Here is a 13783-nt window from a genome sequence, read left to right as displayed (position 1 = left end):
GCCGATTGACGTGTCCCGAGGCTTGGGGCACCGTTCCGGCAACTTTACTGTCGGGCTCGCAAGACATGCCTCATATTCTGATTGTCGAAGACGAAGCAGCCATCGCCGATACACTGGTGTTTGCCCTGCAGGGCGAGGGCTTCGACACTACTTGGCTGAACCTCGGTGTCGCAGCCCTGGAACACCAGAAAAACACCCCGGCGGACCTGATCATCCTCGATGTGGGTCTGCCGGATATCAGCGGTTTCGAGACTTGTAAAAATCTCAGACGTTTCAGCGACGTTCCAGTCATCTTTCTTACAGCCCGGGATGGCGAGATCGACCGGGTCGTGGGCCTGGAAATCGGTGCCGACGATTACGTGGTCAAACCCTTCAGTCCTCGCGAGGTGGCGGCCCGGGTACGGGCGATCCTCAAGCGCGTGGCGCCGCGTCCAGCAGTGGAGCCGGGCATGGGGTTGTTTCAGGTCGATGCCGACCGTGTGCAGATCAACTATCGCGGCAAACCGCTGAACCTCACTCGCCACGAATTCCGCTTGCTCAATTGTCTGCTGGAGCAACCCGAACGGGTCTTCAGTCGCGAACAACTGCTCGACGCCTTGGGCGTGGCCAGTGATGCCGGCTACGAACGCAGCATCGACAGTCACATCAAGAGCGTGCGCGCCAAGTTGCGCCTGGTCCGGGCCGAGGCCGAGCCGATCCAGACGCATCGGGGCCTGGGCTACAGCTACAGCCCGGGGCACAGCTGATGTCGCTGGGGATCCGGATTTTCCTGGTGTATGTGCTGTTCATCGGTTTGACTGGCTATTTCGTGCTCAACACGGTGATGGAAGAGATCCGCCCCGGCGTGCGCCAGTCCACCGAAGAAACCTTGGTGGATACGGCCAACCTGATGGCCGAGATCCTGCGGGACGATTTCAAGGCCGGCACCCTCAACCAGAATCGTTGGCCGCAGTTGCTCAAGGCCTACGGCGAGCGCCAGCCGGCGGCGACGATCTGGGGGTTGCCGAAGAACCAGGTCAGCCACCGCATTTATGTCACGGACGCCAAGGGCATCGTGGTGCTCGACTCCAGTGGCGTGGCGGTGGGCGAGGATTATTCGCGCTGGAACGACGTCTACCTGACCCTGCGCGGCCACTACGGCGCTCGCTCGACCCGCAGCGTTGCCGACGACCCGGCGTCGTCGGTGATGCACGTCGGCGCGCCGATTCGCGACAACGGCCGGATCATTGGTGTGGTCACCGTGGCCAAGCCCAACAGCTCGCTACAGCCTTATATCGATCGCACGGAGCGGCGTCTGCTGGCGTATGGCGCCGGGTTGGTCGCCTTGGGCTTGCTGCTGGGCGGCTTGCTGTCGTGGTGGCTCAGCGCGGCATTGCGGCGCCTGACGAGCTACGCCCAGGCGGTCAGCCAGGGCCGTCGGGTGGAGGTGCCGCATTATCGCGGCGGCGAGTTCGAGCAACTGGCGGGTGCGGTGGAGCACATGCGTACCCAGCTCGAAGGCAAGGCTTACGTTGAGCGCTACGTGCATACGTTGACCCACGAACTCAAGAGCCCGCTGGCGGCGATTCGCGGCGCCGCCGAGCTGCTGCAAAGTGACATGCCCGCCGCCCAGCACCAGCGCTTCGTCAGCAATATCGACAGTGAAAGCGTGCGCATGCAGCAACTGATCGAACGGTTGCTCAACCTGGCCCAGATCGAGCAGCGCCAGGGGCTGGAGGAAAAAATTGCGGTGCCGTTGGCGGCGTTGATGGAAGAACTGCTGGAAGCTCGCGGTGGCTGGATTGAAAGTCGGCAGTTGCGGATCGAGCGGCACATCGCCGCCGACCTGATGCTGACGGGCGAGGCGTTTCTGTTGCGTCAGGCCTTGGGCAATCTGCTGGAAAATGCCCTGGACTTCACCCCCGTCAACGGACTGCTGCGCATCAGCGCCGAGCGCATGGGAAGTTGCGTCGAGATCCGCCTGTTCAATCAGGCCGAAGCGATTCCCGACTATGCCCTACCGCGCCTGAGCGAGCGCTTCTACTCCCTGCCACGCCCGGACAGCGGTCGCAAGAGCACCGGCCTGGGGCTTAACTTTGTGGAAGAAGTGGTGCAGCTGCATGGAGGGGCATTCAGTATTGGCAATGTCGAGGGTGGTGTTGAGGTAGTGTTGCGGTTGCCCTGAAACCGAGGCGCGGCCTTCGCGAGCAAGCCCGCTCCCACAGGTTCAGTGCAGTCCTTGTGGGAGCGGGCTTGCTCGCGAAGGGGGCCGTCCAGTCTCCACACAATCTCCATAATCTCTCCATAAGCCCAGCACACAGCCACCCCAGACTCTCCCCCATACGAACAGGGAGAGCCCCACATGAACCGCAGCCTCGCCATAAAACTGGGCATGATTGCCCTACTGATTCTTTTGCTGATGATCCCGCTGTTGATGATCAATGGCCTCATCGACGAGCGCCAGGAGCTGCGCGACGGTGTGTTGCAGGACATCGCCCGCAGTTCCAGCCATAGCCAGCAACTCATCGGGCCGATGATTGTGGTGCCGTTTCGCAAGAACGTGCGGGTCTGGAACACCAATGAGAAGACCGGCGTGCGTTTCCTGGAAACCGTCGAGCGAACGGGCGAATTGTATTTTTTGCCGGAAGAGTTCGAGCTCGACGGCCAGGTCCGTACCGAAACCCGTGCCCGGGGGATCTACGAAGCGCGGTTGTTCCATGCCGACAACCGGATCGATGGCCGCTTCAAGGTGCCTGAGCGCTACGGTGTCGCCGCCAAGGACTTTGCCGATTACCGCTTCGACGAACCGTACCTGAGCGTGGGCATCAGCGACATCCGTGGCATCGAAAATGCGCTGACCCTGACGCTCAACCAGCAGACCGTCGATTTCCTGCCGGGCTCGCGGCTCGGTTGGCTGGGGCAGGGGGTGCATGTGCCGTTGCCGATGATTACCGCCCAGGGCGGCCCGGAGCTGACCTTCGGTTTCGACCTGCGCCTGCAAGGTACTGGCGAGTTCCAGATTCTGCCAGTGGGTAAATCCACCAAGGTGCACCTGTCGGCTGACTGGCCGCACCCCAGCTTCATCGGCAACTATTTACCGATCAAACGTGAGATCAATGAACAGGGTTTCAACGCCGATTGGCAGACCTCGTTCTTCTCCACCAACCTCTTGGAAACACTGCAAGCCTGCGAGCCCAGCGATGGCTGTGAAGCGTTCCGCAGCCGTGCCTTTGGCGTGAGTTTCATCGACCCGGTGGACCAGTACCTCAAGACCGATCGGGCGATCAAATATGCGCTGTTGTTCGTCGCGTTGACCTTCGCCGGTTTCTTCCTCTTCGAAGTGCTCAAGAGCCTGGCGGTGCACCCGGTCCAGTACGCCTTGGTGGGCGTGGCGCTGGCGTTCTTCTACCTGCTGCTGTTGTCACTGTCGGAGCACATCGGCTTTGCCCCGGCGTACCTGGTATCGGCGAGTGCTTGTGTGTTGCTGATCGGCTTTTATGTCTGCCATGTGCTGCGCAGCGTGAGCCACGGCCTGGGGTTCTCGGTGGGGTTGGCGGGGTTGTACGGTTTGCTCTATGGCTTGCTGAGCGCTGAGGATTACGCGCTGTTGATGGGTTCGCTGTTGCTGTTCAGCCTGTTGGGCGTGTTCATGGTGCTGACCCGCAAATTGGACTGGTATGGCGTTGGGTCAAAGTCGGCCGCGGCCATGAGCTTTGATCTGGGAGAGGTGAAATGAGCCGGTCGTTGGGGTTGCGTGAGGACCAGCGAGTGCGAGAGGTATTGGTGATGCAGATTGCCGGGTTGTTTCCTTTGGATCCGGTGCGCCGCCATCGCGGGCAAGCCTTGCTCCCACAGGTGGAGCGGAGCCCATGTGGGAGTAAGGCTTGCCCGCGATGAGGCCGGTAAGGCTAACGCAGCACTAAACCCTGGGCACCGTCTCAACCATCGAAGGCCGCAAACTGACCTCGGCAAACCATGCCGCCAGTTGCGGATTGGCCTTGCGCCATTCCAGATCGGGATGGCGCAGGTCCAGGTAGCCCAAGGCGCAGGCCACGCTGATGGACGCCACGTCGAAATGACAGGCCAGTTCGGCAATCGCCTCGGCTTCGAGCATGGCCAGGGCCCGGCGAATCTTGTCCCGTTGTGCATCAAGCCATTCGTCCCAGTGTTTTTCCGCCGGGCGCAGGGCGGTTTCGTAACGGATCATCACGGCCGCATCCATGATCCCATCGGCCAGGGAGGCGAGGGTCAGACGCCGCCAGCGGGCCGCGCCATCCCGAGGGATCAGCGGGTTGCCGACGTGCTGGTGGTCGAGGTAATCGAGGATGACGCGGCTGTCATGGATCACGCTGCCGTTGGCCAGGCGCAGGGCCGGGATCTTGCTCAAGGGGTTTTCATCGATCAGGGCCCGATCCGGTTTGACCGGCGTGAGCTGGCTGAGTTGTAGCGCCACGCGGTCTTGCTGACCGGTTTCGTGCAGCAAGACCAGAACCTTGCGAACAAAGGGTGAGGCGGGGTTGTGGAACAGCGTCATGCTGGGGGCTGACATGCGGGGATCCTCGATTTAACGGGCGGAGGCTTAGCCTAGACAGTTCCAAGGCGGCTGGCGAGTTCCGGTGTGGGAGCGGGCTGAAGTCATCCGCGCTTGATCAATCCCCAGGTTCCCAGCACCGTCGGCAATCCCAACCCCACCCAGCTCACGGCATCCCACGCCCCATCGCCCAGCAACGCCGAAAACAGCCCCGCAGCGCTAAGCACGCCAATCATCAGGGGGATGCCAAACACCTTCCAGAAACTTGACTGTCGAGGCCTCACGAGACCACCTGCGCGGCGACTGCCGCATGCTTGGCTGTTTTACGCCGCACCACCCACAGGTAGACGCCGCTACCCAGGACGATGATGGTCAGCACGTCCAACGTCGCCCAGAAAATTTGCATTGGCCGGCCACCGTAGTCGCCGAAATGCAGCGGCAGCGACAGGCTCATGACGTCCATGTACCACGGCCGTCCGGCCACGGCGGTGACGTCGAGGGTACTGGCGTCGATCAGTACCGGGGTCAGCAAATGCGAGGTCAGGTGGGTACTGCCTTTCATGAACACGCCGTAGTGGTGCTCGCTGGAAAACAGGGTGCCGGGGAAGGCGATGAAGCTCGGTTCCATGCCCGGCGCGGCTTCTTTGGCGATGTCCAGCAAGCGGGTTGCCGGTGCCAGTTGCGTCAGCGGCGGGGCGTTGCGGTAGGGTTCGACCATGGCGCTGAGGCTGTCGTTGCGCCAGGCGGCGATGATCAGGTCGGCGCACGCGGCGATGACGCCGGTAACGCCGACGGTCAGCGCCCAGACCAGTGTGACCACGCCGATCAGGTTGTGCAGGTCGAGCCAGCGCAGGCGCGTGGATTTGTCCTGGCGCACCGTGGCGAACTTCAAGCGCCGCATGAACGGCAGGTACAAAACCACTCCGGACACGATGGCAATCACGAACAGCAATCCCATGAACGCCAGCAGCAGCTTGCCCGGCAGCCCGGCGAACATGTCCACGTGCAGGCGCAGCATGACCATCATGAAACCGCCATTGGCCGAGGGCATTGCCAGGGCCTCGCCGGTGCGTGCATCGAGCATGAAAGTGTGGGACGAATTGGGCTCGGTGCCGGGTGTTGGCGCCATGATGGTGATGATGCCGTTGGGGTCGTCATCGTCCCAGCCAAAGTACTGGACCACTTCACCCGGGCGATGGGCCTTGGCTTTTTCCACCAGTTGTTGCAGGTCCAACTGCGGCGTGTCAGTCGGCATTTGCCGAAACTCGGGAGCATCGCCGAGCAGGTGTTCGATTTCATGATGGAAGATCAACGGCAGCCCGGTGATCGCCAGCATCAGCAGAAACACTGTGCAGATCAGGCTGGTCCAGGTGTGGACAAAGGACCAGCGGCGGATGGTTTTGCTTTTCATGATTGATCCGAATGCAAAAGGGCACCTGTGGCGAGGGATTTATCCGTGGGAACAAGGCTTGCCCGCGAAACAGGCGACGCGGCCCTTTAGAAACCGAGTCGCCTCCATCGCGGGCAAGCCTTGCTCCCACACGCTAACCGCCTACCACTTGTAATTCACACTGGCGACGACGTTGCGTTGGTCGCCGTAGTAGCAATAAAAGCCATCGCAAGTGGACAGGTAATCCTTGTTGAAAATGTTCTTCGCATCCACTGCCACCGAAACACCTTTGAGCGAATTGTTCAGGCGACCCAGGTCGTAATGGGCCGATGCGTCGTACACGGTGTAGGAGCCGACATGACCCCAATCGGTGTTGGTGGTGTTGCCGTAGGTGTCGCCGACATATCGCACACCGGCGGCGATACCAAAGCCGTCGAGCGGGCCGTTGTGCCAGGTGTAATCGGCCCAGGCGGTGGCCTGGTTACGTGGCACCTGGGCCATGCGCTTGCCTTTTTCAGCCGCAGTGCCTTTGGTGATTTCGCTGTCGTTGTAGGTGTAGGAACCGATCAGCTTCAGGTTGTCGGTCACATCGCCCGAGGCTTCCAGCTCCAGGCCGCGTACCTGTACCTCGCCCACCTGGCGGGTGATGCTGTTTTCGGTGACGGAGTTGTTTTTCTGGGTCAGGTCGAACACCGCCGCAGTGAGCAGGGTCTTGGTGCCCGGCGGCTGATACTTGATACCGGCTTCGTATTGTTCGCCTTCAGTGGGTTTGAAGGCTTCGGTGCTGTTGACGGTTGAACCCGCCGCTGCCTGGAACGACTGGGCGAAGGATATGTAGGGCGTCACACCGTTATCGAAGACATAGCTCAGCGCTGCGTTAGCGCTGAATTTCTTGTCGCGCTGGGTGTTGGTCGCATCGTTCTGGTTGTGGAACACGGTGCCGGTGTGAATCCAGTCTTCACGACCGCCGAGGGTCAGGCGCCAGTTGTCCAGGGCGATCTGGTCCTGAACGTACAGGCCGGTCTGGTTGGTCTTCTGGTTGTAGTCGTACATGGTGAAATACTGGACGTTGGAGAAGTCCTGTCCGTAGATCGGGTTGTGGATGTTGCTGGTCGGTACGCCAGTCGAACCCCAATCCCAGTGCGAATTGCTGTTGGAGCGCTGGTGGTCCAGGCCCAGCAGCAGGGTGTGAGTCAACGCGCCAGTCTGGAAGTCGGCCTGGAAGTTGTTGTCCACGGCGAACTGACTGATGTCTTCGTCAATGACACTGGCGCTGCGCTTGACCGTGCCATCGGCGCTCACCGCTTCATCAGGACCCGCCGGCCAGAATTGCCCACCGGCGGAGATGCCTTGGGTTTCCAGATCACTCTTGGTGTAACGCAGGTTCTGACGGAACTGCCAGGTGTCGCTCAGACGATGTTCAAACGCGTAACCCAGCGCGTAATAGGTGCGATCGTAGAATTCCCAGTCCGGGTCGCCCAGGTTCTTGTGATGGGAAATCTTGCCCGCCGGTGAGGACAGCTTGGTGCCTTGCAGCGGCAGGAATTGTCCAGTGATGCCGGTGTCATCGCGGGTGTACTGGGACAGGAAGGTCAGGCGGGTGTCGTCGTTGATGTTCCAGGTCAGGCTCGGGGCAAGGTTGTAGCGTTTGTCCGGGATGTGATCGACCTGGGAATTGCTGTCGCGCACGGTGCCGCTGACTCGATAAAGGAACTGGCCTTCGTCATCGACCTTGCCAGTGCTGTCGAAGTTGATCTGCTTGTGTTCGTAGCTACCGGCCTGCAGTTCGACTTCGTGGCTGCTCTCGGCTTGTGGGCGACGGCTGACCATGTCGAGCATGCCGCCAGGGGGCGTCTGGCCGTAGACCGAAGAGGCCGGGCCACGCAGCACGGCGATGCGTTCAAGGTTCCAGGGCTCGATTTTCGGTGTGATGTAGTTACCTTTGGGCAGCGGCAGGCCGTCGAGGAACTGGGTCGGTATGAAGCCTCGCACCAGCAGCCAATCGTTGCGCGAGTCCGAGCCATAGCCGCTGCTCTGCACGCCAGCGGTGTAGCGCAGGGCGTCATTGAGGTTGAGCACGGAGCGATCTTCCATCTGCTGGCGTGTCACCACGGACACCGAGCGCGGCAGTTCGACAATCGGCGTATCCGTCTTGGTGCCGGCGGCGGTGCGGGTGGCGACATAGCCTTCGGTCGGGCCCCACGCAGTTTCGCTGAAACCGGCGCCGATCACGCTGGTTTCCGGCAGGACCATCGCGCCCTCAGGCACGGCCACCAGACTGTAGGTGCCGGCGCTGCTCTGTTCCAGTTGCAGGCCGGTGCCGCGCAGGGCCTCGCGCAATGCCCCCGTGGCATCGAACTGGCCCTGGACCGGTGCCGAGGTTTTGCCCGAAGCCAGGGACGGATTCAGGCTCAGGGCGAGGCCGGCCTGGCTGGCGATCTGGTTCAGGGTGCTGGCCAATGGTGCGGCGGGCAGATTGTAGGCGCGCACGTTGGAAGCCTGTTCGGCAGCCAGCAGTGGGCCGCTGAGCAACGGGGTGACAAAGGCAATGGCGATGGCCAACAGGCTGGGGCGCAACAGGGTGTCTAGCGGGCGGGACATACGGCGGCTCCTGAATGGAAATATTTCTCAATTGCCTGAGTGCCGGATGAAAATTGAAAAGTGATAGGGCTGGATGAAAATAATTTAGATTCAGATTTTGGCAGAGTGCTGAGGCTGCTGGCCTCTTCGCGAGCAAGCCCGCTCCCACAGGCGTTCGCATTCCCATGTGGGAGCGGGCTTGCTCGCGAAGGTGGCCCAGATCTCTCAGGGTTTTGGTTCGGTCCGCGCGCCCACCACCACCCACCACCGCGTGTGATACTCGACCTGCACCGGCAAGGTCGGCAGCAGCGCGGCCAGGGCCAGGTCGGTGTCATGCAACGGAAAGCTGCCAGTGATGCGCACGTCAGCCACTTGTGGCTCTACGCCCAAGTAGCCACGACGATAGCGTCCCAATTCATGGACCAGATCTTCGAGGCGGGCGTTGTCTACCACCAGCATGCCGCGGGTCCAGGCGTCGGCGCCGGGGTTCAGGGCCACTGTCGGTTCGAGACCGTCGCGGCGCATCAGCACCTGCTGGCCTTCACGCAGAATCTGTTCGCTGTCCGTTGCTTGTGGATGCGCCGCCACGGCGGATTTCAACACGCTCAGGCGCGTGCCTTGGTCCTCGCGCTTGACCAGGAATCGGGTGCCCAGGGCGCGCATGCTGCCTTCGCGGGTTTCGACGATAAACGGGCGCGGGTCGTTGTGGCCGGTTTCCACCAGGATCTCGCCTTCTTGCAGAACGATGCGCCGCTGCTTGTCATCGAAACGCACGTCCAGGGCACTGTGGGTGTTGAGGTTGATCAGCGTGCCGTCGCCCAGGCGGAGGGTGCGTTGCTCGCCAGTGGCGGTGCGTTGGTCGGCCAGCCAGTAATTGAGCGGCAGGTAGCGGTCCCCGGCAAACAGCGCCAGGCCGATGACTGCGACAAGGCTGGCCAGGCCGCTGCCGACCTTGCGTACCCTGCGTCGAATGCTCACCCGCGATTGCAGCAACGCGGCTCGTGCCGGCCCACTGGCAACACTGAAACGCTGGTCGAGCATGCCCAGCTGCCGCCAGGCGCGGGCGTGTTCTTCATCCGCGGCATGCCAGCGGGCGAATGCTTCGTGCTCTTGTGGGCTGCCTGAGTCCAGCGACAACTGCCAGGCAATGGCTGCGTCCAGCACGCTGGCCGAGACGGGTTTGCCATGGGCCGGACTCATGTCGGCTCACCATAAAGTGCGATGTAGCACTGCCGAATGCCTTGGGCCAGATACTGCCGTACCCGTGGCACCGACACCCCCAGGCGCTGGGCGATTTCGGCGTGGCCGAGGCCGTCGAGGCGGTTATACAGAAAGGCCGCGCGGGCCTTGCTCGATAGTTTGCCGAGCAGGCGATCGATATGCTTGAGGTCTTCGAGGATGATCTGCTGTTCTTCCACCGAGGGCTGTTCGGCTTCGGGGATCAGCATCAGTTCGGTGAGGTAAGCCTGCTCCAAGGCCGCCCGCCGGAAATAATCGAACAACAACCCCTTGGCGATCGCCACCAGGAATGCCCGGGGCTCGCGGGGCGCTTTGAGCTCTTCCCGGCCCAGCAGGCGCACGAAGGTGTCCTGGCTCAAGTCCTCGGCCCGCTGGGCACAGGCCACATTGCGTCGCAACCAGGCCAATAGCCAACCGCGATGGTCACGGTATAACGCACCAACCAGATCACTGTGGGGGCTAGGGACTGACGACACGGGGCATCACCGACGCTTTAAGTAACGAGAATTGTTCGCGATTGTGGCAGAGGCGTGGGAGGGAAAGCAATTGGCGCTGGTCGGGCGGTGTTAGTGGGGTGTAGCACCGGAATGAATGCTGCTTTCATGTGGGAGCGGGCTTGCTCGCGAAGACGGCTGTACATTCAACATTAATGCAAGCTGCCCCACCGCTTTGGCGAGCAAACCCGCTCCCACAAAAGCCTGTGTGTTCGTAAGCCTCAGGCTAAAGCGAAGGCGCCTGCTGCCGCCGTTTCCACTGGCCCAACCGCTGTTGCAGGTCAAGCGGGCTTTGGATCTCTTGCTGGCGGGCGCGGCTGAACAGGATCAACGCCAGTTCCGCCGTGGCCAGGGCGTCGGCGCTGGCGTTGTGGCGGTCGAAGACTTGCAGCTTGAACCAGTCGATCCATTCATCCAGGCCGGCCTTGCGCATATTCGCCTGGGGGCAAAGCATGGGGGCCAGGTCGGCCACGTCCAGGAACGTATGCTGCAAGCGATAACCCAGGTAATCCTTCAGTGCCCGCCCGAGCATGTGGGAATCGAACGGCGCATGGAACGCCAGCAGCGGACTGTCGCCGACGAACTCCATGAACGCCAGCAACGCCTCGGCCGGATGGCTGCCGGCGGCAATCGCGCTTGGGGCCAGGCCATGGATCAATACGCTCGGTCCGAGCTTCTGCTTGTCGCATTGCAGGGTACGTTCGAACTGCTGACTGAAATCGATAGCGCCGTCTTCGATGACCACCGCACCGATGGACAGCACCTGGTCCTTATTCAGATTCAGCCCGGTGGTCTCCAGGTCCAGCACCACCCAGCGCTGCTCTCGCAGGCTGCACTCACCCAACGCCGAAGGCGCCAGCAAGCTTTCCACGCGCTGCTGCACTTCCTCGGGCAACATCGGCTGGGCCGGACGTAGCCAGGAAAACAGGCTCACAGCTGATACCTCACCGTCAGGCTGCTTTGCAGGCGTTGGGCCTGGCGCAGGGATTCGCGCAGGATGCGCCGGTCCAGGTGATTGAGGCTGTCAGGGTCGACGCGGTTGGAATAGGGCAGGTTCTCGCGGGTTTGCAATTGATGTTGTTGCATGCGGGTCTGCTGGATGAAGTGGTAGGCCTCTTCATAGGCCGCGCCGTCGAGCGGTTCGATCACTTGCTTGATGACCAGTTGCCGCAAGCGCTCCAAGGTATTGATGGCTTCGATGCCATTGGCCAGCGCGAGTAAACGGGCGCCGTCGACAAAGGGCGTCAGGCCCTGCACTTTAAGGTCCAGGGTGGCCTTTTCGCCGTTTTTGCGGCTCAGTACGAAGTCCCTGAAACGTCCCACCGGCGGGCGATGGCGCAGCGCGTTCTCGGCCAGCATGCGCTGGAACAAACGGTTATCGGCCACTTGTGCGAGCACCTGCTGGCGCAGTTGTTCGCAGCCCTGCTCATCGCCCCAGACCACCCGCAGGTCGAAATAGATGCTCGAGCCCAACAGGTTTTCCGGGGTCGCTTCGCGGATGAAGGCGGCAAAGCGTCGGGCCCATTCGGCGCGGGACAGGCACAGCTCGGGGTTACCGGCCATGATGTTGCCCTTGCACAAGGTGAAGCCGCACAGGGCCAGGCTCTGGTTGATCTGCTGGGCGATGGGCAGCAGAAGGCCACGGATCTGCGCCGCATGGGCGGCGTCCCGTGCTTCGAACAAAATGCCGTTGTCCTGGTCGGTGTGCAGGGTCTGCTCACGGCGGCCTTCACTGCCGAAACACAACCAGCTGAATGGCACGCCCGGATCGCCCTTGTCGGCCAGGGTCAGCTCGATGACCCGGCATACCGTGTGGTCGTTGAGCAGGGTGATGATGTGGGTGATCTGGGTCGAGGATGCGCCGTGGGCCAGCATGCGTTCTACCAGTTGGCCGATCTCGCCGCGCAGGGCCACCAGATTTTCCACCTTCTGGGCGCTGCGAATGGTCCTGGCCAGATGCACCAGGTCGACGCGCTGCAGGGAAAACAGATCGCGTTCCGACACCACGCCGCACAAACGATGATCCTTGACCAGGCAGACGTGGGCGATGTGGCGCTCGGTCATGGCGATGGCCGCATCGAAGGCGCTGTGGTCCGGGGACAGGTAAAAGGGGGTTTGGGTCATGTGTGCCGCGATGGGCTGGGAAAAATCCCCGGAGCCGTCGGCCACTACGTGTCGCAGGTCGCGCAGGGTAAAAATCCCCACCGGCGCTTTCTGCTCATTCACCACCACGATGCTGCCGACCTGTTGCTCGTGCATCAGCTTCACGGCTTCGCGCAGCGGCATGTCGGGGCTGCAGCTCACCGGATGACGCATTGCCAGTTCACCCAGCCGTGTATTGAGAGAGTACTGCGTGCCCAGGGTTTGCGCGGACTTTTGCTGGACCTGCTGATTAACTTGATCGAGCAGGCTGCTGACCCCGCGCAAGGCGAAGTCGCGGAACGGACTCGACAGGGCGAACAGCTTGATGAAGGCCTGTTTGTTCAATTGCAGACAGAACGTGTCTTCGCCGGCCAGGTGCTCGGTGCGGGTTGCGCGCTCGCCCAGCAACGCAGCGAGGGGGAAACACTCACCGGTGGTGATTTCAAAAGTCGTCTCGGTGCCGCCTTTGGCCGTATGCGGACGTTCGCCCACCACCCGGCCCTGTTTGACGATGTAAAAGTGTTCCACCGGGCCGTCGGCCGGCTTGATGATGCTTTCGCCAGGTGCGTAAAAACGCAGCAGGCATTGCTCCACCAGATAGGCCAGGTGGGCATTTTCCATTTGGTTGAACGGGGGGAAGCGCTGGAGAAACTGCAACGTGCCCTGGATGTTTTGCAACACCGCGGTTTTCCCTGCCTGGATGAAAGCGTCCGCTTTTTTCATAACCATTACGCAGTCTTTTTCGAATTGTTGTGGTCGGAACTATTCCCCATGGTCGGCCCCTGAGCGCGGGGTGCCCATTGGACGTAAGTCTAGGTCGTTGCGACTGCCGAGAAATCCTGGGTTTGGCGCGGGAAAAATCTTCATTAAATATTCTTGGAAAAAAATCCGACGAAGTGCACATTGAAGCGCCGCAGAACGATGTCTGACCACTGTGCCAGGGGATCGATTTAAAGAACGTAGAGAGCACCATGTCCGACCACGATATTTTGAGTGACGCCGAGCGCGAGGCGCTGAGTGCCGTCATGCTGGAGCCTGACCTGCCGCCGCAGCGAGTCTTGATCGTCGATGACGACAAGGACGCTCGCGAGCTGCTTTCGGAGATTCTGGCGCTGGACGGCATTCACTGCATGACCGCCGCCAGTGGCGAAACAGCACTCAAGATGCTGGAATCCAAGCCGTCGATCGGGCTGTTGATTACCGATCTGCGCATGGGCAACGTTGATGGCCTGGAACTGATCCGCCTGGTGCGCGAGTCGGAGCGGGCGGCGCTGCCGATCATCATCGTGTCCGGCGACGCCGACGTGAAGGACGCCATCGAAGCCATGCACCTGAGCGTGGTGGATTTCCTGCTCAAGCCGATCGATACGGAAAAATTGCTGGGGTTGGTCAAGCATGAGTTGGGGATGGATCTCTAAATCTCCTTGC

General features: G+C 61.5%; 12 protein-coding genes. 4 read left to right on the top strand and 8 right to left on the bottom strand.

Going from position 1 to position 13783, the window contains the following annotated elements; all coding sequences use genetic code 11:
- Positions 1-65 precede the first annotated feature (65 nt).
- The 3 genes from creB to creD all read left to right on the top strand — a co-directional run bounded on the left by creB (position 66) and on the right by creD (position 3715).
- Entirely contained in the window at positions 66-746 is a 681-nt protein-coding gene (gene creB / locus ACWNZ1_RS23655) for a two-component system response regulator CreB (RefSeq protein ID WP_135847518.1), read from the top strand.
- Positions 746-2164 (top strand): two-component system sensor histidine kinase CreC, encoded by a 1419-nt coding sequence (gene creC / locus ACWNZ1_RS23650; protein ID WP_135847517.1) that lies wholly within the window; start codon positions 746-748, stop codon positions 2162-2164. The genes creB and creC overlap by 1 nt, the downstream gene beginning before the upstream one ends.
- Positions 2165-2341: 177 nt before the next feature.
- A complete protein-coding gene (creD, locus tag ACWNZ1_RS23645) occupies positions 2342-3715 on the top strand; it encodes a cell envelope integrity protein CreD (protein WP_135847516.1) in 1374 nt (457 codons plus the stop codon).
- A gap of 183 nt (positions 3716-3898) precedes the next feature.
- Here creD and ACWNZ1_RS23640 read toward each other — a convergent pair whose 3' ends face one another.
- The 8 genes from ACWNZ1_RS23640 to ACWNZ1_RS23605 all read right to left on the bottom strand — a co-directional run bounded on the left by ACWNZ1_RS23640 (position 3899) and on the right by ACWNZ1_RS23605 (position 13084).
- On the bottom strand, positions 3899-4528 hold the full coding sequence (locus tag ACWNZ1_RS23640; RefSeq protein ID WP_135847515.1) for a glutathione S-transferase: 630 nt from the start codon (positions 4526-4528) through the stop codon (positions 3899-3901).
- An 86-nt stretch (positions 4529-4614) separates the two neighbouring features.
- Positions 4615-4794 carry a hypothetical protein gene (locus ACWNZ1_RS23635; protein WP_135847514.1) on the bottom strand — a complete coding sequence of 60 codons (180 nt, stop codon included), beginning with the start codon at positions 4792-4794 and terminating at the stop codon, positions 4615-4617.
- Positions 4791-5921: a PepSY-associated TM helix domain-containing protein gene (locus ACWNZ1_RS23630; RefSeq protein WP_135847513.1), complete on the bottom strand. Its 1131-nt coding sequence runs from the start codon at positions 5919-5921 to the stop codon at positions 4791-4793. Before ACWNZ1_RS23630 ends, ACWNZ1_RS23635 begins: the two co-directional genes overlap by 4 nt.
- A 141-nt stretch (positions 5922-6062) precedes the next feature.
- Positions 6063-8501: a TonB-dependent siderophore receptor gene (locus tag ACWNZ1_RS23625; protein ID WP_280944502.1), complete on the bottom strand. Its 2439-nt coding sequence runs from the start codon at positions 8499-8501 to the stop codon at positions 6063-6065.
- Between the two features lie 204 nt (positions 8502-8705).
- Entirely contained in the window at positions 8706-9680 is a 975-nt protein-coding gene (locus tag ACWNZ1_RS23620; protein WP_256453856.1) for a FecR family protein, read from the bottom strand.
- Positions 9677-10195: an RNA polymerase sigma factor gene (locus ACWNZ1_RS23615; RefSeq protein ID WP_135847510.1), complete on the bottom strand. Its 519-nt coding sequence runs from the start codon at positions 10193-10195 to the stop codon at positions 9677-9679. Before ACWNZ1_RS23615 ends, ACWNZ1_RS23620 begins: the two co-directional genes overlap by 4 nt.
- Before the next feature lie 244 nt (positions 10196-10439).
- Positions 10440-11147 carry a 3'-5' exonuclease gene (locus ACWNZ1_RS23610; protein ID WP_265072469.1) on the bottom strand — a complete coding sequence of 236 codons (708 nt, stop codon included), beginning with the start codon at positions 11145-11147 and terminating at the stop codon, positions 10440-10442.
- Positions 11144-13084 (bottom strand): putative nucleotidyltransferase substrate binding domain-containing protein, encoded by a 1941-nt coding sequence (locus ACWNZ1_RS23605; RefSeq protein ID WP_135847508.1) that lies wholly within the window; start codon positions 13082-13084, stop codon positions 11144-11146. Before ACWNZ1_RS23605 ends, ACWNZ1_RS23610 begins: the two co-directional genes overlap by 4 nt.
- Before the next feature lie 242 nt (positions 13085-13326).
- Between ACWNZ1_RS23605 and ACWNZ1_RS23600 the strand changes: the two genes are divergently transcribed.
- Positions 13327-13773 carry a response regulator gene (locus ACWNZ1_RS23600; protein WP_135847507.1) on the top strand — a complete coding sequence of 149 codons (447 nt, stop codon included), beginning with the start codon at positions 13327-13329 and terminating at the stop codon, positions 13771-13773.
- Positions 13774-13783 lie beyond the last annotated feature (10 nt).

It is taken from the genome of Pseudomonas sp. CFBP 5748 (assembly GCF_053850495.1).
The sequence above is the reverse complement of the archived record's forward strand: the minus strand, read 5'-3'. Positions and strand labels throughout refer to the sequence as shown.